Origin of the sequence: Shinella sp. 838, from assembly GCF_029623935.1 — a bacterium.
Lineage (GTDB): Bacteria > Pseudomonadota > Alphaproteobacteria > Rhizobiales > Rhizobiaceae > Shinella.
The window spans coordinates 308,774-329,232 of record NZ_JARSBQ010000001.1 but is presented as its reverse complement, the minus strand read 5'-3'; the positions used below and the strand labels follow the sequence as shown (position 1 = coordinate 329,232).

General features: G+C 64.8%; 15 protein-coding genes and 1 tRNA gene. 11 read left to right on the top strand and 5 right to left on the bottom strand.

Going from position 1 to position 20,459, the window contains the following annotated elements:
* Nucleotides 1–21 precede the first annotated feature (21 nt).
* From P9A16_RS01500 to P9A16_RS01490, 3 genes are all read left to right on the top strand, one after another.
* Nucleotides 22–96 (top strand) — tRNA-Val (locus tag P9A16_RS01500).
* A 611-nt stretch (nucleotides 97–707) separates the two neighbouring features.
* Nucleotides 708–2,192, top strand: coding sequence for a nucleobase:cation symporter-2 family protein (locus P9A16_RS01495; protein WP_023516035.1), 1,485 nt, complete (start codon nucleotides 708–710; stop codon nucleotides 2,190–2,192).
* 157 nt (nucleotides 2,193–2,349) lie between these two features.
* On the top strand, nucleotides 2,350–3,378 hold the full coding sequence (locus P9A16_RS01490) for a sensor histidine kinase (protein WP_023516036.1): 1,029 nt from the start codon (nucleotides 2,350–2,352) through the stop codon (nucleotides 3,376–3,378).
* A 20-nt stretch (nucleotides 3,379–3,398) separates the two neighbouring features.
* On the opposite strand, the gene P9A16_RS01485 is transcribed toward P9A16_RS01490, so the two are convergent.
* A complete protein-coding gene (locus tag P9A16_RS01485; protein WP_023516037.1) occupies nucleotides 3,399–3,536 on the bottom strand; it encodes a hypothetical protein in 138 nt (45 codons plus the stop codon).
* A 122-nt stretch (nucleotides 3,537–3,658) separates the two neighbouring features.
* Nucleotides 3,659–4,405 (bottom strand): FadR/GntR family transcriptional regulator, encoded by a 747-nt coding sequence (locus tag P9A16_RS01480; protein WP_023516038.1) that lies wholly within the window; start codon nucleotides 4,403–4,405, stop codon nucleotides 3,659–3,661.
* 163 nt (nucleotides 4,406–4,568) lie between these two features.
* Here P9A16_RS01480 and P9A16_RS01475 point away from each other — a divergent pair, with 163 nt between their 5' ends.
* Nucleotides 4,569–6,098 carry a UxaA family hydrolase gene (locus tag P9A16_RS01475; RefSeq protein WP_023516039.1) on the top strand — a complete coding sequence of 510 codons (1,530 nt, stop codon included), beginning with the start codon at nucleotides 4,569–4,571 and terminating at the stop codon, nucleotides 6,096–6,098.
* Between the two features lie 3 nt (nucleotides 6,099–6,101).
* On the opposite strand, the gene P9A16_RS01470 is transcribed toward P9A16_RS01475, so the two are convergent.
* Together P9A16_RS01470 and P9A16_RS01465 are read right to left on the bottom strand one after the other, a co-directional pair.
* Nucleotides 6,102–6,452 carry a VOC family protein gene (locus tag P9A16_RS01470; protein WP_023516040.1) on the bottom strand — a complete coding sequence of 117 codons (351 nt, stop codon included), beginning with the start codon at nucleotides 6,450–6,452 and terminating at the stop codon, nucleotides 6,102–6,104.
* A 10-nt stretch (nucleotides 6,453–6,462) separates the two neighbouring features.
* Nucleotides 6,463–7,512, bottom strand: a complete 1,050-nt coding sequence (locus P9A16_RS01465; RefSeq protein ID WP_023516041.1) for a GntR family transcriptional regulator — start codon at nucleotides 7,510–7,512, stop codon at nucleotides 6,463–6,465.
* Between the two features lie 191 nt (nucleotides 7,513–7,703).
* On the opposite strand from P9A16_RS01465, the gene ilvD reads away from it, so the two are divergent.
* Nucleotides 7,704–9,539, top strand: coding sequence for a dihydroxy-acid dehydratase (gene ilvD / locus P9A16_RS01460; protein ID WP_023516042.1), 1,836 nt, complete (start codon nucleotides 7,704–7,706; stop codon nucleotides 9,537–9,539).
* A gap of 45 nt (nucleotides 9,540–9,584) precedes the next feature.
* Here ilvD and P9A16_RS01455 read toward each other — a convergent pair whose 3' ends face one another.
* Nucleotides 9,585–9,989 (bottom strand): GFA family protein, encoded by a 405-nt coding sequence (locus P9A16_RS01455; protein WP_023516043.1) that lies wholly within the window; start codon nucleotides 9,987–9,989, stop codon nucleotides 9,585–9,587.
* An 85-nt stretch (nucleotides 9,990–10,074) separates the two neighbouring features.
* Between P9A16_RS01455 and P9A16_RS01450 the strand changes: the two genes are divergently transcribed.
* The 6 genes from P9A16_RS01450 (at nucleotide 10,075) to P9A16_RS01425 (ending at nucleotide 20,450) form a co-directional block, all read left to right on the top strand.
* On the top strand, nucleotides 10,075–10,536 hold the full coding sequence (locus tag P9A16_RS01450; RefSeq protein ID WP_023516044.1) for a MarR family winged helix-turn-helix transcriptional regulator: 462 nt from the start codon (nucleotides 10,075–10,077) through the stop codon (nucleotides 10,534–10,536).
* 81 nt (nucleotides 10,537–10,617) lie between these two features.
* Entirely contained in the window at nucleotides 10,618–11,352 is a 735-nt protein-coding gene (locus P9A16_RS01445; RefSeq protein ID WP_023512845.1) for a DUF899 domain-containing protein, read from the top strand.
* Nucleotides 11,353–11,381: 29 nt separating this feature from the next.
* Nucleotides 11,382–12,158, top strand: coding sequence for a VOC family protein (locus P9A16_RS01440; RefSeq protein WP_023512846.1), 777 nt, complete (start codon nucleotides 11,382–11,384; stop codon nucleotides 12,156–12,158).
* A gap of 189 nt (nucleotides 12,159–12,347) precedes the next feature.
* Nucleotides 12,348–14,594: a methyl-accepting chemotaxis protein gene (locus P9A16_RS01435; protein WP_023512847.1), complete on the top strand. Its 2,247-nt coding sequence runs from the start codon at nucleotides 12,348–12,350 to the stop codon at nucleotides 14,592–14,594.
* 101 nt (nucleotides 14,595–14,695) lie between these two features.
* Nucleotides 14,696–18,013 carry a transglutaminase family protein gene (locus P9A16_RS01430; RefSeq protein ID WP_024270889.1) on the top strand — a complete coding sequence of 1,106 codons (3,318 nt, stop codon included), beginning with the start codon at nucleotides 14,696–14,698 and terminating at the stop codon, nucleotides 18,011–18,013.
* Nucleotides 18,014–18,056: 43 nt separating this feature from the next.
* Entirely contained in the window at nucleotides 18,057–20,450 is a 2,394-nt protein-coding gene (locus P9A16_RS01425) for a circularly permuted type 2 ATP-grasp protein (RefSeq protein ID WP_037408075.1), read from the top strand.
* Nucleotides 20,451–20,459 lie beyond the last annotated feature (9 nt).

The window sequence follows — 20,459 nt, the reverse complement described above, 5'->3', positions numbered from 1 at the left end:
GGTCTATGCCCCTCATCGGATGGGCGTGTAGCTCAGCGGGAGAGCACTACGTTGACATCGTAGGGGTCACAGGTTCAATCCCTGTCACGCCCACCATTCGAATTCCAGAGGCCTTTCGGGAAACCGGAAGGCCTTTTGCTTTTCCGCCATTGCGTCTTGCCGGCAAGGCCGGGCGCTGGGTACGAAGCATTCTCCCCCACAGCGCAAAACCTGCTTCGCCGACCCGCCCCTGATCCTGACCGGAAACCGGCGCCTGCAAGGTGAGGATTCGGAGAATCCAACAGCGCGCTCCAACTCCCCATCACACCGTCATGTTTTCAGCCAGCGCCGGCGCGGCTCTTGAAAATTGTCCGGCTTTCCTCGCGGCACGCCGCATGCCGCCGGCTTTTTGCTCCGTCCGGATGGCTACGCGGAAATACACATATGCCGTGCAGGAAAGAGTTGACGGCGAGGGGTATTTTGCGGTCATATGGGTGGCACGTCCAGCCGCATATCGCACTGCGGACCAGCGCCAAGCAGGTGAAATTACACCCGAATCCGGCAGGTCGGCGGCACGCGGCGCGCATACTCCACCACTCGATTACCCCAGGAAACCGTAAAGTGTTTCTCGCCTGGCTATGCTTGCGGCCGTCTGCCCCTCTACCAAAGATGGCGCACCCCGTTGGAGGACGGGCATTCGAAAAGTCGACGTGATCGGAGGAGTATCCATGAGCGACGCATCCAGCATACACCCGGTGGACGAGAAACTGCCCGCAGGCAGGCTCGCGACGCTGGGCATCCAACACGTACTCGTCATGTATGGCGGCGCCGTCGCCGTGCCGCTCATCGTCGGGCGCGCCCTGCAGCTCAGCCCCCAGGACGTGGCGTTCCTGATTTCTGCCGACCTCTTCGTCTGCGGCCTCGTCACCATCATCCAGTCGCTCGGCTTTGGCCGGCATGTCGGCATCCGTCTGCCCGTCATGATGGGCGTGACCTTCGCTTCCGTCGGCCCGATGGTCTCCATGGCAACGATGACGCCGGGAACGGAGGGTGCCCGCATGATCTTCGGCGCCATCATAGGTGCCGGCTTCATTGCGCTGCTGATTGCCCCCATCATGGGCCGGTTGCTGCGCTTCTTCCCGCCCGTCGTGACAGGCACCATCATCCTCGTCATCGGCGTGTCGCTGATGCGCGTCGGCATCAACTGGACGTTCGGCAACCCCTTCGGCCCGACCGCGCCCAAGCTGATCGACCCGGCGCATGCCGAATGGCTCGCCCAGATGAAGACGCTCGCCGAAAGCGGCGGCCCTGCCGTGCCCAGCGGCTTTGCGATCGCACCGACCGTGTCCAACCCGGTCTATGCCGAGCCGAGCCATATCGCGCTGTCGGCACTGGTGCTCGTCTCGATCCTCGCCATCGCTCGCTTCGGCCGCGGCCTCATCAGCAACATCGCGGTCCTCAGCGGAGTCGTCATCGGCTGCGTTGCTGCCTCCATCCTCGGCATGATGCATTTCGACCGCGTCGCCGATGCCGGCTGGTTCGCCGTCGTCACGCCGCTGCGCTTCGGCATGCCGATCTTCGATCCCGTGCTGATCGCCACCATGACGCTCGTCATGATCGTCGTCATGATCGAATCGACCGGCATGTTCCTGGCACTGGGTGAAATCACCGAAAAGCCGGTTTCCCAGCAGAAGCTGACCGCAGGTCTGCGCGTCGATGGTATCGGCACGATGATCGGCGGCCTGTTCAACACCTTCCCCTATACCAGCTTCTCGCAGAATGTCGGCCTCGTCGGCGTCACTGGCGTGAAGAGCCGCTATGTCTGCGTCGCCGGCGGCATCATCATGATCATCCTCGGCCTCATCCCGAAGATGGGTGCCCTCGTCGAGGCCGTGCCGACCTTCGTTCTCGGCGGTGCCGGCCTCGTGATGTTCGGCATGGTGGCCGCGACGGGCGTGCGCATCCTCACGACGGTGGACTTCAAGTCCTCGCGCAACAACCTCTTCGTGGTTGCGGTCTCGGTCGGCTTCGGCCTGATCCCGCTGCTGGCCCCGAACTACCTGATGTGGATGCCGCATGCGATCCATCCCATCATCGAATCGGGCATCGTGCTCGCCTCCATCGTCGCCGTGCTGCTGAACGCCTTCTTCAACGGCGTACGCTTCGAGCAGTCCGATGCCGTCGAGGCCGCCCGCATGGCCGACTCGCATTAAAGGCCACTCGCTCACCTCAAGCCCGGCTTGCCTCTGCGCAAGCCGGGTTTTTCCGTGAACAAGGGTGCACGCGGCATTCTCCTGAGCCCACTTCCAAGGCATAGCTGAGGGCGTGGCGGACAACCGCCTCCGGGAAAGGCGGTTTCGAGGAGTACTCATGGCCGGCATGCTGAATGGACGCGAAGCGCTCGTGTTGGCCGTCACCCTGTGGACGGCGCTATCGATCAACGACATTCTCATGTTGCCCGGCGGCCTGCCCATCATCGCACCGGGTTGGCTGAGCAGCATCCTGCTCGCGCTGCTTCTCGCAAGGGTGTTGCAGCGCCTTCAAAATCTGTCGAAGGTCCAGGCGATAGGTTTCGGCACGCTTTGCGTGTTCGCCGCCGCGACCACCCAGGCGGTGTTCGACATCACCGTCATCATGACGGTCGGCCCGCACGCCTTGCCCGGCGGCCAGAGCGTGCCGGGCTTCGCCATCGCCAATACCTGGGAGAAGGCTCTCCTGCAGTTCCGCTTCAGCCTGATCTGGAACGGCATTGTCTTCGGCTTCTATGTGGCGGCGCTCTCCCTGCTCAATGCGCAGCGCCGCAAGCTGGACGCGGAGATGCGGGCGCTGCGCTACGAACTCAACCCGCATTTTCTTTTCAATACCCTGAACTCCATCGCCGGCCTCATCGAGGAGGGATCGGCGGGGCGGGCTGACCGCATGGTCCTGTCGCTTTCGCGCTTTCTCCAGAAGACGCTTTCGCTCGACCCGCTCCACGATGTCCCGTTGGCCGAGGAAATCGCCCTGCAGCGCGACTACCTCGAAATCGAGCATGAGCGCTTCGCAGACCGCATGGCCTTCGATATCCGTCTGCCGGCCGAACTGGAAGGGGTGATGGTCCCCAATCTCATTCTCCAGCCGCTGATCGAGAACGCCGTCAAACATGGCGTCGGCCCGTCGCGAAAACACGTCGCGATCGTGCTTGAGGCGAAACGGGAGGGGGATCATCTCGTGCTGAGTGTCGAGAACGACCTTCCAACTGAGGACATGGGCAGAAAGCCGCCTGGAATGGGCATAGGCCTTCGCAACATCCGGGAGCGGCTGCAGGCCCGCTTCGGCAACCGGTGGCGTTTCTCGTCAGGTCCGGTGGATGGCGGCCGCTACCTGGCCACCATCACCTTGCCGCTCCGAAACGCCTGAAGGCGATCACCGGCATCCCATCAATTCAGAGGGATCGAAAGGCCGCCGCCCGAAGCCGCCGGGCGAGCATAGGTCGTGTTGTTCGCAGCGGTCGTGCTGCATCCTGCCAGCGACAGGACCGTAAGTGCGGCGACGACGAAACCGGTGATGGGGCGCATGAATCTCTCCTTTGCGGTGTGCCCGTATGACATAGGCATGACGAAGGCTTGCGTCCACCGCCGCCGCCTTCATATCCCGTGCGTTCATCGTCAAGCCCGGGATGCCACACCCGCCAGCTTCGTCATGGCACCTCGGTGCGCCCCATCAGGCCGGAGATATCTCGCGCGGCGAGATCGAGAATATGACGCGAGCAGGCCTCCGCGCGCGCACCATCCCGCAAACGCAGCGCATCGACCAGCGACCGATGCACGCCGAGCGCTTCGTCATGACGCTCCGTCGCCCGGTTGGAGGCGTGCAACGCGTAGGAAAGGGCAGCGTGGATGATCGAGGACAACTGGTGGAAAACCTGGTTGTGGCTCGCTTTCAGCAGCGTCTCGTGGAAACGCGTATCGGCGGCGGTGAAGGCTTCTAGGTCGCCTTCGGCATCGCTCATGTCGTCACAGGCGCACTCGAGGTCGGCAATCTCCTGCGCCGTCGCGCGGGCGGCCGCGAGGAAGGCGGCGGCCGGCTCGACGGTGCGTCGTGCTTCGAGGATGGAGCCGAGAAGCTCGGCCGAGAGCACGTCCGGGCCCATCCATTCCAGGATTTGCGCGTCGAGCACGTTCCATTCCGAACGGTCGCAGACCAGCGTGCCGACCCTCGGCCGGCCTCGCACGAGCCCCTTCGTCTCCAGCACCTTCAGCGATTCACGGATGACGGTGCGGCTGACGCCATAGCTTTCGCACAGGTCGCTTTCCCGCGGCAGAGCCCCGCCGGGCGGAAAACGCCCGCCGCAGATATCGCCCCCGATCGCCGCGGTCACGTTATGACGCACCCGGGGTCGGCGCGATGACGGCCGATGCGCCTGCTTTGCGAGCTTCTCCGCCACGTTGCCTCCACCAGTTCAATCATTGATCATACAAATCGGAAGCAATCATACGATAAATTGACGGCCAGGGCCATTACCACCTGTTGCGGAGCACAGGCAATTCGCAATATTGACTTTTGCTGACAAAGTGCATAATGCGCCGACCTCAACAGCAGGAGCCGCCATGCTCGCCGACATCCCCCCCGTGCTCGTCCTCAACCCGAAAGACAATGTCGGGGTCGTTCCTGCCAATGTCGACGCCGGCCGCATGCTGGTGAACGGCGTTTCCGCCATCGAGCGCATACCGCGCGGACACAAGGTGGCAATCGCACCGATCGCGGAAAACGAACCGGTGAGGAAATACGGCCAGATCATCGGATATGCGACACGGGCAATCCGCCCCGGAGAACACGTTCACCTGCAGAACCTTGCCATTCTCGACGTGGCGCTGAAACACGAATTCTGCGTCGACAATGCGCTCCCGGCAATGGTGCCGGCGGCTGAGCGTCGCACGTTCGATGGCTACGATCGCGGCAACGGCCGCATCGGCACGCGCAACTACATCGGCATCCTCTCGACCGTGAACTGTTCCGCCACGGTCTCGCGCTATGTGGCGGAGCATTATGCCCGCAAGTTCCGCGAAACCGGCCATGACAATATCGACGGCGTGGTGGCGCTGACCTATGGCGGCGGCTGCGCGCTGAACCTCAAGTCCGAGGGCGGACGCATTCTCACCCGCACCTTCAAGGGCTATGCGCGCAACCCGAATTTCGGCGGCATCCTGATGATCGGCCTCGGCTGCGAGACCTTTCAGTACGGCCCGCTGGTCGAGGAGGCCGGGCTGGAGGAGGGGAAAACCTTCCGCACCATGATGATCCAGAACCAGGGCGGCACGCGCAAGACGATCGAGGCGGCTTGCGAGATGATCGACGACATGCTGCCGGATGTCGGCCGCATCCGCCGCACGCCACAGCCCTTGTCGGGCATCAAGCTGGCCCTCGAATGCGGCGGGTCGGACGGCTATTCCGGCATCTCCGCCAATCCGGCCCTCGGCATCGCCTCGGATCTCCTGGTCAAGGAGGGTGCGACGACGGTGCTGTCGGAAACGCCGGAAATCTATGGCGCGGAACATCTTTTGACCCGCCGCGCCGCCCAGCCTGAAGTGGCGGAAAAACTGCTGGCCCGCATCGACTGGTGGCGAGACTACACGGCAAAGAACGACGCCGAACTCAACAACAACCCCTCGCACGGCAACAAGGCCGGCGGCCTCACCACCATTCTGGAAAAATCGCTCGGCGCGGTCGCCAAGGGCGGCTCGATGCCGCTCAACGCCGTCTATGAATATGCCGAGGAGGTGACGGAGCCGGGCTTCGTCTTCATGGACACACCCGGCTACGACCCGGCGGCCGTGACCGGCCAGATCGCCGGCGGCTGCAATCTTGTCGCCTTCACCACCGGTCGCGGCTCGGTCTCCGGCTACAAGCCGGCGCCGTGCATCAAGATCGCCACCAACACGCCGATGTACGAACACATCAAGGAGGACATGGATATCAATTGCGGCACGATCGTCGACGGCACCGAGACGATCGAGGAGGCCGGCCGCCGCATCTTCGAATTCGTCATCGAAACCGCCTCCGGCCGCAAGACGGCGAGCGAAGCGTTCGACTACGGCGACAACGAATTCGTGCCCTGGCAGGTCGGCGCGATCACCTGACCGTCAGAGGTGCATGACGATGTTGACGAGTGTGCCCGCAGGATCGCGCACGAAGAACCGTCGCACACCCCAAGGCTCGTCCGCCGGTCCGTATTCGACGATGTAACCGCCCTCAAGGACCGCCGCATAGACGGCATCGAGATCGTCCACCTCGACCGAAAGACCCGGCACCGGCGTGCCGGAACCGCCCTCGGAGGCAAAGCTCACCTGCAATGGCATACGATCCTGCGTGCCGTAGGTGACGATCCAGCCGTGGTCCATCAGCAGCTCCAGCCCGAGTATCCCGCGATAAAAAGCGGCCACGCCCGCCGGATCGGCCGTTTCGATATTCGCGACGATGCGCCTGACCGTCATCCTTTCCTCCTCACCGGGTGACGGGCGTCGCATAGGCAGGCATGTCCGGCCGGTGCGCCGCACGCAGCTCCGCGACGCGGCCGATCACCTTGGGCAGCGAGACCGTGATGTGATGGCGGAGCGTTTCGGCCGCACGCGCCCTGTCGTCGACGTCGAGCGCACGGAACACCGCAAGATGCTCCGCTATGAAGGGCTCGTCGGCCGGCATCCGGTGCGAAACGCCGATAATGTGCTTGCTGACATTCAGCATGAAACGGGCACGGCGCAGCGCGATCAGCAATTCGCGGTTCGGGCAATAGCCAAGGCAGGTGATGTGCAGGTCGGTCTCAAGGTCGTCCATCGCTTCGACGGAGAGATCCGGATAGACGGCCAGCGCCTCTTCCAGTCGCTGCGTCATCGCACCGCGCTCCGCGGGCGGGATGAAGGGCGCAGCCTGGCTCAGCGCCAGCGGCTCCAGCGCGACGCGGATGTCGTGCAGGTCACGCATGCGTTGCTCGTCGAGCGGCACCAGCGTCCAGCGCATGCGCTCGTCTTTTTCCGTGATGCCGAGTGCTTCCAGCCGGGTCAGCGCATCACGCGCGACCTGCCGGCCGACGCCGCGCGCACGGGCCAGCTCCACCTCGTTGATGCGGTGGCGGCCGAAGACGGACAGATGCACCATCTCGCGCTCCAGGCTCTCGTAGATCGCCTCCCAGGCCGGTGCCTTGCGCAAGGCCGGCACCTCCTCGTCGAGGCCGAGCATCTCGGCGGTCAGCACCGCCCGCTTCGGCCCGCCGCGCCCCTGCCCCACCAGAAAACCGCGCCCATCGAACCGCCGGATCTGCCCCGCCGCCTCCAGAAGCGCGAAAGCCTGGCGCACCGGCGTACGGGTGGAGGCAAAGAGGGTCGCGACCGGCCCTTCAAGCAGCAGGGCGCCCTTCGGCAGCCGCCCGGAGGCAATCGCCTCGGCAAGCACCTCGCGGATACGCAGATAGAGCGGGCTCTTGTCGAGCGCCCCTTCGGCGCTTTCCACACCCGTTTCCGCCAAAGCCTGCCCCGTGCCGATCATGGCGCCGACCATTGCATGAATGCACCGTGCCGACAACGGTCATGTCTGCCACGGCTCCCGGCAAGGAAATTGCGTCGCACCGGCGAAAAATCTCCATTCCTTTCGTGACGCGCGGGGCATTTTGCGCTAGGGAACCCTGCTGAGGCTCGCAATGCGGCCCCAAAAAGCCCATATGTCAGCCGCGTCCACTCGAGGAATTGACCATGCCCGCATATCGCTCCCGAACCACCACCCACGGCCGCAACATGGCCGGTGCCCGCGGCCTCTGGCGCGCAACCGGCATGAAGGATTCGGACTTCGGCAAGCCGATTATCGCGGTGGTGAACTCCTTTACCCAATTCGTGCCCGGCCACGTCCATCTGAAGGACCTCGGCCAGCTCGTCGCGCGCGAAATCGAGAAGGCTGGCGGCGTCGCCAAGGAATTCAACACGATCGCCGTCGACGACGGCATCGCCATGGGCCATGACGGCATGCTCTATTCGCTGCCGTCGCGCGAGATCATCGCCGACTCGGTCGAATACATGGTCAACGCGCATTGCGCCGACGCCATGGTCTGCATCTCCAACTGCGACAAGATCACGCCCGGCATGCTGAATGCTGCGATGCGCCTCAACATCCCCGCGGTCTTTGTCTCCGGTGGCCCGATGGAGGCCGGCAAGGTCGTGCTGCACGGCAAGACCCACGCGCTCGACCTTGTCGACGCCATGGTCGCCGCCGCCGACGACACGATCTCCGACGAGGACGTCAAGGTCATCGAGCGCTCCGCCTGCCCGACCTGCGGCTCCTGCTCCGGCATGTTCACGGCCAATTCGATGAACTGTCTGACCGAAGCCCTCGGCCTGTCACTGCCGGGCAACGGCTCCACGCTCGCGACCCATGCCGACCGCAAGCGCCTCTTCGTCGAGGCGGGCCACCTGATCGTCGACCTCGCCCGCCGCTACTACGAGCAGGAAGACGAGAGCATCCTGCCGCGCTCGGTCGCCAACAAGAAAGCGTTCGAGAACGCCATGTCGCTCGACGTTGCCATGGGCGGCTCGACCAATACCGTGCTGCACATTCTGGCGGCCGCCTATGAAGGCGGCATCGACTTCGACCTCGACGACATCGACGCACTGTCGCGTCGCGTCCCATGCCTCTCCAAGGTCGCGCCCGCCAAGCAGGACGTGCACATGGAAGACGTGCACCGCGCCGGCGGTATCATGCGCATCCTCGGCGAGCTCGACCGCGGCGGTCTCATCCATCGCGACACGCCGACCGTGCATTCCGAAACCCTCGGTCACGCCATCGACCGCTGGGACATCACCCGCACCAGCAGCGAGACAGTGCGCACCTTCTTCCGCGCCGCACCGGGCGGCATCCCGACGCAGGTCGCCTTCAGCCAGGAAGCACGCTGGGACGAACTCGACACCGACGGGGAAACGGGTGTCATCCGCTCCGTCGAGCATCCCTTCTCCAAGGATGGCGGCCTTGCCGTCCTCTCCGGCAACATCGCGCTCGACGGCTGCATCGTGAAGACCGCCGGCGTCGATGAATCGATCCTGAAATTCTCCGGCCCGGCTGTCGTCTTCGAAAGCCAGGATGCAGCCGTCAAGGGCATTCTCAGCGGCGAGGTGAAGGCCGGCGACGTCGTCGTCATCCGCTATGAAGGCCCGAAGGGCGGCCCGGGCATGCAGGAAATGCTCTATCCGACGAGCTACCTGAAGTCGAAGGGTCTTGGAAAGGCCTGCGCGCTGATCACCGACGGCCGCTTCTCCGGCGGCACGTCCGGCCTTTCGATCGGCCATGCCTCGCCCGAGGCCGCCCAGGGCGGCGCGATCGGCCTCGTGCGCCAGGGCGACCTCATCGAGATCGACATCCCCAACCGCACGATCAACCTTGCGGTCCCGGAAGAAGAACTCGCCGCCCGCCGTACCGAACAGGACAAGCTCGGCTGGAAGCCGGCCGCTCCGCGCAAGCGCAATGTCACGACGGCGCTCAAGGCCTATGCCGCCTTCGCCGCCAGCGCCGACAAGGGCGCCGTGCGCATCCTGCCGGAATAAGCTTCGACCGGGCGCGAACATCCTGTTTCGCGCCCGGCTGTTTGCTCAGAGGTGGCGCGTCTCGGCCGGCGTATTCCACCAGGCATTGTTCCGTCCGTCGAAATATTGCACCGGCAATGCTGCAAGCTCGCTGTGCTCGATATCGTCGAGGCAGGCGACGTTGATCGAGACATAGGCGCCGCCGATCGCCTCGACATAGCCCTGGCCGAACGGCGAGACACCGCAGGTCTTGCAGAAGTGGTGGTGCCCGCTCATCGTGCCGAACTGGTAGTCGCCGAGATCCGCCTCGTCGCATTGCAGGCGAAAGGCATCCGGCTTGATCTGCGCGCCCCAATAGCGCTTCTTCGAGCAGATCGAGCAATTGCAGCGGCCCGTCCCGGCGGAGAGGTCAATATCGGCCTCATAGCGGATTTTTCCGCAATGGCAGCTTCCCTTGTAGGTCTTCAACATCACGTTCTCCTCGCTTGCACCGATCCGACTAAAATGACAATATGCTGTCAAAACCACCTTCGCAAAATGACAGCATGTTGTCAATATGAGCTCTGACCGCACTCCCGCCGGCGATGCCTTCGCCACCTTTGCCATCTCGGTCCTGCGCCTCGCCGGGCATTTGCAGACGGCGGGCGATGCACTGGCCAAACCCGCCGGCCAGACCAGCGCCCGCTGGCAGGTGCTCGCCGCCGCCGCCCATGCGCCCATGTCCGTCGCCGATGCCGGCCGGGCGCTTGGCATGACGCGGCAAGGCGTTCAGCGCGTCGCCGATCTCCTCGAGAAGGACGGCCTCGTCGCCTATGCCGAGAACCCCGCCCACCAGCGCGCCAAGCTGATGGTGCTGACGGATGACGGCGTGGCGGCGCTGACGGCCATAAGGGCGCGGCAGGCAGTTTGGGCCAATGCGCTCGGCGGCCTGCTCGGCGAAAAAGACATTCAGGCGGCAACCAGAACCATCGCCGCAGCGTTACAGGCCGTCGAGAAGCAGACCGTGCCCGACGACTGAGACCGGGCGTCGCTTTGACACGGTCGAATAATGTTGATACCAACTTATTTGTCGAAAGCCCGTGAAAGAGGAGTTCCGAGCATGAGACCGCACCACGAGATCGTATCCGAAAATGAATGGCTGGCAGCGCGAAAGGCGTTGCTGGTGCTGGAGAAGGAGGAGACAAAGCTGCGCGACAAGGTGCGCGCCGAACGCCTCTCGCTTCCCTGGGTCAAAGTCGAGAAGATCTATACTTTTGAGACACCCGATGGCCGCAAGACCCTGGCCGACCTGTTCGATGGCCGCAGCCAGCTCATCGTCTACCACTTCATGTATGGTCCTGATTGGGAGGCCGGCTGTCCCGGCTGTTCCTTCATGGCCGACCATATCGACGGCATGCTGCCGCATCTCAACAACCACGACGTCACGATGATCGCCGTCTCCCGCGCACCGCTCGAAAAACTCACCGCCTACAGGAAGCGCATGAATTGGACATTCCCGTGGGTTTCCGCCTTTGGCAGCGACTTCAACTTCGACTACCATGTCTCCTTCACCAAGGAGGAGCTGGCGAGCGGCAAGGTCATGTACAATTACCGCGAGACGAACGCCGCCGATGCGCATGACGAGCTTCCCGGCCTCAGCGCCTTTTTCAAGGACGAGGGCGGCACCGTCTACCACACCTATTCCGACTATGCCCGTGGCGGCGAGGAGGCGCTCGGCACCTTGATGATCCTCGACCGTGCGCCAAAGGGCCGAAACGAGACCGGCACGCTCAGCTTCGTCAAGCGCAAGGATGAGTATGCGGATGCGCCCAAAGCGCGATCCTGCTGCGACTGAGTCCGTCCATCAAGAAAATGGAGAACCGCATGCACAAGGATTATGGCACATTCTGCTGGTACGAATTGATGACGCCCGACGTGCCCGCCGCCGAGCGGTTCTACGCCTCGGTCGTCGGCTGGTCGACGCGCGATTCCGGCATGGAGGGCATGAACTACACCCTCGCCTATGCCGGTGAAACACAGGTGGCCGGGCTGATGGAACTGCCCAAGGAAGCCGAGGGCATGCCGCCGATGTGGATGGGCTACATCTTCACCGACACGCTCGAGGAGACCCTTGGCGACATCGAGAGGAATGGCGGAAAAACCCACCGCCAGCCGCAGGATATTCCCGGCGTCGGCCGCTTTGCCGTCGTCGCCGATCCGCACGGCGCCGTCTTCTCGCTCTTCTCCACCGAGGACGAAAGCCCCGACCGGCCGGAAATGATGACGCCCGGCCATATCGGCTGGAACGAGCTGATGGCCGGCGAACTCGACGGCGCCTGGGACTTCTATTCGAAAACCTTCGGCTGGACGAAGGACATGGCCGTCGACATGTCGGATGCCGGCATGGGCACCTACCAGACCTTTGCCGTGCGCGGCGGCAATGCCATCGGCGGCATGATGACCAACCCGCCCGGCACGCCCATGCCGCCTTTCTGGAGCTATTACTTCGTGGTCGAAGGCCTCGACGCGGCCGGAAAACGCGTGACGGACGGCGGCGGCCAGGTGGTTATGGGGCCGATGGAAGTGCCCGGCGGCGCCTGGATCCTCAACTGTGTCGATCCGCAGGGCGCATATTTCTCGCTCGTCGCGACGAGCCGGTGAGCCTCGACTGCGCGGGGCGGCCCAGCCGCCCTGCCTTTCCACAGCCTTCATGAAACAGTCATGGAGCCGTCATGACGAGACGGTATGAATAAACCGTCAGAACCGGACAGGCTCCGGCTGCAGGATGCGCCTTCTGACCGCCGACGCCGGCATGATCTGTAGCTGCGTATCTTTTTCAGAAATCATCCCATGCGTCTTTCCATCAAGCTTTCGCTTGCAGCCCTGCTGCTGGCTGTTATCGCCATTTCCGCGACCAGCATCGCAAGCCTCACGCTGAGCGCCAGCCAATCGACCGCGGCCGCCATGACAAAACTCGAAACGTTGGCCGACGGACGGCGCAACGAGCTGGCGCAATATCTGCAATCGGTCGTCAAGGAGACGCGCGATCTTGCCGGCCAGAAGGTGATCGCCAAGGCGCTCGACGATTTTTCCGGCGCGCTAGGCGCCATCGAGAGCGACCGCACGGGTGAACTGCAACGCCGCTACGGCGGCAAGGCCGACTTGAAATCCGCCGAGATCGATAAATTCGACCAGTTGCACGGCCGCTACCACGGCTTCTTCCAGCGCAACGCCGAGGCGCAGGGTTTTGACGACATGCTGCTGGTCAACCTCAGCGGCGACGTCGTCTATTCACTGAAGAAACACGGCGATTTCGGCGGCAATGTCTTGAGCGGCGCAACGCTCAAGGACACCGGTCTCGCCAGGGTTTTCGCGGAGGCGGCACCGGGTACGGACACGGCCATCGTGTCCTTCGGGGATTTCGAGGCCTACGCCCCCGCCGGCCGCGCCATGGCCTTCCTCGCCGCGCCCGTCTCCTCCGTCGCCGGCAAGATCGGCGTGCTCGTCGTCGCACTGCCGAGCGAGCGCATCACTGCCAGGCTGAACAATCCGGTCGGCCTTGGCGAAACCGGCGAGGCCATGCTGCTGAACGCCGAAGGCACCCTCCTCACCCGCCCCGCGCATGGCGCCGATGCCGACATATTCGCCATGCGCATCGCACCGGACCTGCTGACTGCCGAAGACGGTACTGATATCGCCAAGGCGACCCTTCCCGATCATCGCGGCCGCGAGGCAAAACTCGCCGCCGCGCGCTTCGATTTCCTCGGCCACACCTGGACGGTCGCCGCCGTCATGGCCTCCAGCGAGGTTTTCGCCGGCCTCAATCGCCTCATCAACTGGACCCTGCTGATCTCGCTCGGCGTGCTCCTCGTCACCGCCGCCGTCGGCTTCCTCTTCGCCAGCCGCCTCTCGCGCCCGATCACCGCCCTCGTCTCCGACATGGGGCGCCTTGCCGCCGGCGACACCACCATCGCCTGCAACGGCCAGGAGCGTCGCGACGAAATCGGCGACATGGCCCGCTCCGTCGTCGTCTTCCGCGACGCGGCAATCGAAAAGGAACGTCTGCAACAGGAAACGGCGACGATGCGCGAAGACGCCGAAAGCGAACGTGCCGCCCGCGATGCCGCCAAAGCGGCCGAGGACGCTGAGACGGAAACCGCCGTCCAGCACCTTGCCGAAGCGCTGCAACACCTCGCAAGCGGCGACCTCACCCGGCGGATCGACACGCCCTTCATTGCCGCGCTCGATCGCATCCGTACGGACTACAACGTCTCCGTCGAACGCCTCGCCGAAGCCATGACGACGGTGCGCATCAACACCCACCGCATCCGCGACGATTCCGGCGAAATGCAGGAGGCACTCGTGCAGCTTTCCAGCCGCACCGAGCGCCAGGCCGCCTCGCTCGGCGAGGCCGCGACGGCGCTTGCCGAGATGACCCAGGCCGTGCAATCGGCCGCCGAGCGCACGACGGTCGCCGAGCGCCTCGCCTCCGATACCAAGAAAAGCTCCGCCGCTTCCGAACAGGTCGTCGACAATGTCGTCGGCGCCATCGGCAAGATCGAGACCTCCTCGCGCGAAATCGGCAACATCATCGGCGTCATCGACGATATCGCCTTCCAGACCAACCTTCTGGCGTTGAATGCCGGCGTCGAGGCCGCGCGGGCCGGGGAGGCCGGCAAGGGTTTCGCCGTCGTCGCCCAGGAGGTGCGCGAACTTGCCCAGCGCACGGCAAGCGCCGCGCGCGAGGTGAAGGCGCTGATCACCAAGTCCGCCGGCGAGGTGGCGCGCGGGGCGGGCCTCGTGCGCGAGACCGGCAGCGTGCTGCGCGATATTGCCGGCAAGGTCCATGCCATCGACGCCGAGATCAAGGAAATCGCCCGGGCCGCGCGCGACCAGTCCGCCGGCATCCACGAGATCAACACGACGATCCGCCAGCTCGATACGGTCACGCAGCAGAACGCCGCGATGGTCGAGGAAAGCAGCGCCGTCACGCACCGTCTTTCGGACGAGTCGGCGATGCTCGCCCGTCTCGTCGGCCAGTTCGAAATCCCGCATGAGGCACCGGCGGCGCGCCCCATGCTCCGGCGCATCGCGTAATCCTTTGAAAGCGCGCGGCGATCGCGCTTGCAATCTTTCTTCGCATTGCACAAACTCCCCTCGATGACGGCAGAAGACCGTCCGAGGGGATCAAAGCGCGCATGTCGATCAAGGCCGGTATCTACCACCTCACCCACTATATCTACGACAAGCCGGTCCGCCTCGGACCCCAGATCATCCGGCTGAAGCCGGCGGCGCATTCCAGAACCAAGGTCATCAGCCACTCGCTGAAGGTTTCGCCGGAAAACCATTTCGTGAACCTCCAGCAGGACCCCTACGGCAACTACCTCGCCCGCTACGTCTTCCCCGATCCGGTGACGGAGCTGAAGATCGAGGTCGATCTCATTGCCGACATGACGGTCTACAATCCCTTCGACTTCTTCGTGGAGGAGGAGGCCGAACACTGGCCCTTCGATTATCCGGAGGACCTCAGCGAAGACCTGAATATCTATCGCACGCCCGAGCCGCTGACCCCGGCGCTCGAAGATTTCCTGAAGACGATCGACCGCTCGCGCCAGCGCACCGTCGACATGGTTGTCGGCCTCAATGCGCGGCTGCAGCAGGAGATCGGCTACGTCATCCGCATGGAGCCCGGCGTGCAGGCACCGGAGGAGACGCTGACGGTTGCCCGCGGTTCCTGCCGCGATTCGAGCTGGCTGCTGGTGCAGATCCTGCGCAATCTCGGTTTTGCCGCCCGCTTCGTCTCCGGCTACCTCATCCAGCTCACACCGGACCTGAAGGCGCTCGACGGCCCCTCGGGCACCGAGGTCGATTTCACGGACCTGCATGCCTGGTGCGAGGTCTATCTTCCCGGCGCCGGCTGGATCGGTCTCGATCCGACCTCCGGTCTCCTCACCGGCGAAAGCCACATCCCGCTCGCCGCCACGCCACACTACCGCAACGCCGCGCCGATATCCGGCGGCTATTTCGGCGAGGCGAACACCGAATTCGACTTCGCCATGACGGTGAAGCGCGTCGCCGAGCACCCGCGCATTACAAAGCCGTTTTCCGACGAGAGCTGGGAGGCGCTGAACGCGCTCGGCCGCGAGGTCGATAGCGTGCTCACCGCCAATGACGTGCGCCTCACCATGGGCGGCGAGCCGACCTTCGTCTCCATCGACGATTTCGAATCGGAGGAATGGAACACCGCCGCCGTCGGCCCGACCAAACGCGAGAAGGCCGACACGCTGATCCGCCGCCTGCGCGAAAAATTCGCGCCCGGCGGCTTCCTGCATTACGGCCAGGGCAAGTGGTATCCCGGCGAAAGCCTGCCGCGCTGGACCTTCTCGCTCTACTGGCGACGCGACGGCAAGCCGATCTGGCAGAACCCCGATCTCATCGCCGAAGAGGGCAGCGATGCGAACGTCGGCGAGGCCGATGCCAAGGCCGTGCTCACCGGCATTGCCGAGGAGCTCGGCGTCGAGCCCGACATGGTGCAGCCGGCCTACGAGGACCCCGCCGAGTGGATCATCAAGGAAGGCAATCTTCCCGAAAATGTCGATCCGTCGAACTCCAAGCTGGAAGATCCGGAAGAGCGCAGCCGTATCGCCCGCGTCTTCGAGCGCGGCCTCACCACGCCGACCGGCCATATCCTGCCGATCCAGGCCTGGAACGCCCGCGCCACCGGCCGGCGCTGGATCAGCGAAAAATGGCGCACGCGCCGCGGCAGGATCTTTCTCGTGCCCGGCGATAGCCCCGTCGGCTACCGCCTGCCGCTCGGCGCCCTGCCCTACCTCTCTCCCTCCAGCTATCCCTATATCAACCCGGCCGATCCCTCCGAGGACAAGTCGCCGCTGCCGGATTTTTCCAAACCCGGCCGCGCCATGGCCGAGGCCTCGTTCCAGGCGAGCGGGGCCGGCCAGGACCGCATCGAGCAGGTGCGCAGCGAAATCGTCGGCGCGGTGCGCACGGCGATGAGCGTTGAGGCACGCGACGGCCGGCTCTCGATCTTCATGCCGCCGGTCGAACGGGTCGAGGACTATCTCGACCTCGTGACGGCCGCCGAGCGCGCGGTGGAGCGGCTAGGCCTGCCCGTGCATATCGAAGGCTACGCGCCGCCGCAGGACGAGCGCCTGAACGTCGTCCGCGTCGCGCCGGACCCTGGCGTGATCGAAGTCAACATCCACCCCGCCGCCGACTGGCAGGATTGCGTCGACATCACCAGCGCCGTCTACGAGGAGGCACGCCAATCCCGCCTCGGCGCCGACAAGTTCATGATCGACGGCCGCCACACCGGCACAGGCGGCGGCAACCATGTGGTCGTCGGCGGCAGGAGCCCGAACGACAGCCCGTTCCTGCGTCGCCCCGACCTGCTGAAAAGCCTCGTGCTGCACTGGCAACGCCACCCCGCGCTCTCCTACCTGTTTTCCGGCCTGTTCATCGGCCCGACCAGCCAGGCCCCGCGCATCGACGAGGCCCGGCACGATTCGCTCTACGAACTGGAGATCGCGCTTTCCCAGGTGCCTGCCCCCGGCGAAGGCGCGCCGCCGCTGCCCTGGCTGGTCGACCGGCTGTTCCGCAACCTCCTGACCGACGTCACCGGCAACACGCACCGCTCGGAAATCTGCATCGACAAGCTGTTCTCGCCAGATGGACCGACCGGCCGCCTCGGCCTCGTCGAGTTCCGCGGCTTCGAAATGCCGCCGAACGCCCGCATGAGCCTTGCCCAGCAATTGCTGATCCGCGCCCTCATCGCCCGCTTCTGGCTGACCCCGGCCAAAGGAAGCTTCGTGCGTTGGGGCACCACGCTGCACGACCGTTTCATGCTGCCGCATTTTGTCTGGCAGGATTTTCTCGATGTGCTCGCCGACCTCAAGGCGAACGGCTTCGACCTTCGCCCCGAATGGTTTTCCGCCCAGCTCGAATTCCGCTTCCCCTTCTGCGGCGAGGTCGAATACGAGGGTGCGAAGCTGGAGGTGCGCCAGGCGCTCGAACCCTGGCATGTCATGGGCGAACAGGGCGCCATCGGCGGCACCGTGCGCTATGTCGATTCCTCCGTGGAACGTTTGCAGGTCAGGCTGGAGACGACCAATCCGGAGCGCTACACCGTCGCCTGCAACGGCCGGCCGGTGCCGCTGAGGCAGGCCGGCGCGCGGGGCGTTTCGGTTGCCGGCGTGCGCTACAAGGCCTGGCAGCCGGCCTCGGGCCTGCATCCTGTGCTGCCCGTCAATACACCGCTTACTTTCGACATTTATGATACATGGTCACGGCGCGCGATCGGAGGCTGCATTTACCACGTTGCCCATCCGGGTGGACGCAACTATGACACCTTTCCGGTCAACGGCAACGAGGCCGAGGCGCGCCGGCTGGCACGGTTCGAGCCCTGGGGGCACAGGGCGGGCGGTTATACGCTGTGGCCGGAAACCCCGCCGGCGGATTTCCCGCTGACGCTGGATTTGCGCCGGCCCGCCGGTATCTAGTGTTTAGCCTCCTCCAGGAGTGAATGGATTGAAGACCACGAGTATGGGGGCGGAACGCAGGGCGGCCAGTGCGGCGAAAGAGCCGGCTCACGCCTATGCCCCGCTTCCCGAGGTGGCCGACGAGATGGTCGACACCGAAGGCAAGGTGCGCCCCGTCTGGCGGCATTTCCTGAATGCGCTCGGCCGCATGGACGAGGCCGACCTTGCCGGCCGCTTCGCCCGCGCCGACCGGTATCTGCGCGATGCCGGCGTCTTCTACCGCGCCTACGGCAAGGAGGCGAACACCGACCGTGCCTGGCCGCTCTCGCACATTCCCGTGCTGATCGACGAAGCGGAGTGGGAAAACCTCTCCCGCGGCCTCATCCAGCGCGCCGAACTGCTGGAGGCCGTCGTCGCCGATATCTACGGCAAGAACGAGCTTGTCGCGAGCGGCCTCCTGCCTCCTGCCCTCGTCGCCTCCAACAGCGAGTTCCTGCGCCCGCTCGTCGGCGTGCATCCTGCCGGCCAGCATTTCCTGCACTTCGTCTCCTTCGAGATCGGCCGCGGGCCTGACGGCAACTGGTGGGTGCTGTCCGACCGCACGCAGGCTCCCTCCGGCGCCGGTTTTGCGCTGGAAAACCGCGTGGCAACCACCCGCGCCTTCTCCGATGTCTACGCGGAGACCCACGCCCATCGCCTCGCCGGCTTCTTCGGCGCCTTCCGCAACACGCTGCAGGCCAACAAATCGGCCGAGGACCGCATCGCCGTCCTGACGCCGGGCCTTGCCAACGAGACCTATTTCGAACACGCCTATATCGCCCGCTATCTCGGCTTCATGCTGCTGGAGGGCGAGGACCTGACGGTCGTCGGCGGCAAGGTCATGGTGCGCACCGTCGCCGGCCTGAAACCGATCGGCGTGCTGTGGCGGCGGCTTGACGCCTCCTTCGCCGATCCGCTGGAGCTGAACCAGAACTCCCATATCGGCACGCCCGGCATGGTCGAGGCGCTGCGCTCCGGCTCCGTCACCTTCGTCAACGCGCTCGGCGCCGGCATCGTCGAGACGCGCGCCTTCCTCGCGTTCCTGCCGAACATCTGTCGGCAACTGCTCGGCGAGGACCAGCTCCTTCCCTCCGTCGCGACCTGGTGGTGCGGCCAGAAGAGCGAGCGCGAACATGTCGCGGCTCATATCGAGCGCATGGTCATCGGACCGGCCTATTCCACGCGGCCGTTCTTCGACGACAACGAACAATCCGTGCTCGGCTCGACGCTGCGCGACACCGCGAAACAATCGATCGCCGAATGGCTGGCCTCCGACGGTGCCAAACTGGTCGGTCAAGAGGCCGTGACGCTCTCCACCACGCCGGCTTTCGTCGAGGGGAAACTCGTGCCGCGGCCGATGTCGCTGCGCGTCTTCGCCGCCCGCACGCGCGACGGCTGGCAGATCATGCCCGGCGGTTTCGCCCGCATCGGCGCCGGCGACAATGTCTCGGCCATCGCCATGCAGGAGGGCGGTTCGGCGGCGGACGTCTGGATCGTCAGCCCGAAACCCGTCGAGCGCACGTCGCTGCTGCCCGCCGAAGAGGTTTTTACCCGCAACATGCCCGGCAGCCTGCCGAGCCGCGCGGCCGACAACCTCTTCTGGCTCGGCCGCTACATCGAGCGGGCGGAAGGGGCGCTGCGCATCCTGCGCGCCTGGCACGGTCGCTACGCCGAATATGCCAATCCGGAACAACCGCTGCTGAAGGACGTCAGCGACTATCTCGAAGCGCTCGACATCGATACGTCGGAGGCGGTGCCGACAAGCCTCATCCGCAACATCGACAGCGCCGTCTTCTCCGCCAGCAACATCCGCGACCGTTTCTCGCCGGATGGCTGGCTGGCGCTGAACGACCTTTCCAAGACGGCGCGCCGCTTCCACGTCAACGTGCAGGCCGGCGACGACGCGACGCGCGCCATGACCGTGCTGTTGCGAAAGCTCGCAGGCTTCGCCGGTCTCGTGCATGAAAACATGTACCGCTTCACCGGCTGGCGTTTCCTGTCCATCGGCCGCTATCTCGAACGCGGGCTGCACATGACGCGCCTGCTCGGCCACATGTCCGGCGAGGACGCGCCCGACGGCGCGCTCGACATGCTGTTGGAAATCGGCGACAGCGTCATGACCCACCGCCGCCGCTACAATGTCGCGACCGCACGCCTGACGGTCACCGACCTGCTCGCGCTCGACCCGCTCAACCCGCGCTCGATCCTCTACCAGCTCAACGAGATCAAGAACGAAGTCGAGCAATTGCCGAACGCCTATGCCAACGGTCAGATGTCGCCCTTCTACCGCGAGGCGATGCGCCTGCATGCGGGCCTGGCGGTGATGACGCCGGAAACCATGACGGATGCGGTGTACAAGCGTTTCGAGGCGGAACTCGAAAAGCTGTCCGACATTCTTGCGAAGACCTATCTGAGCTGAGCGAGGGGG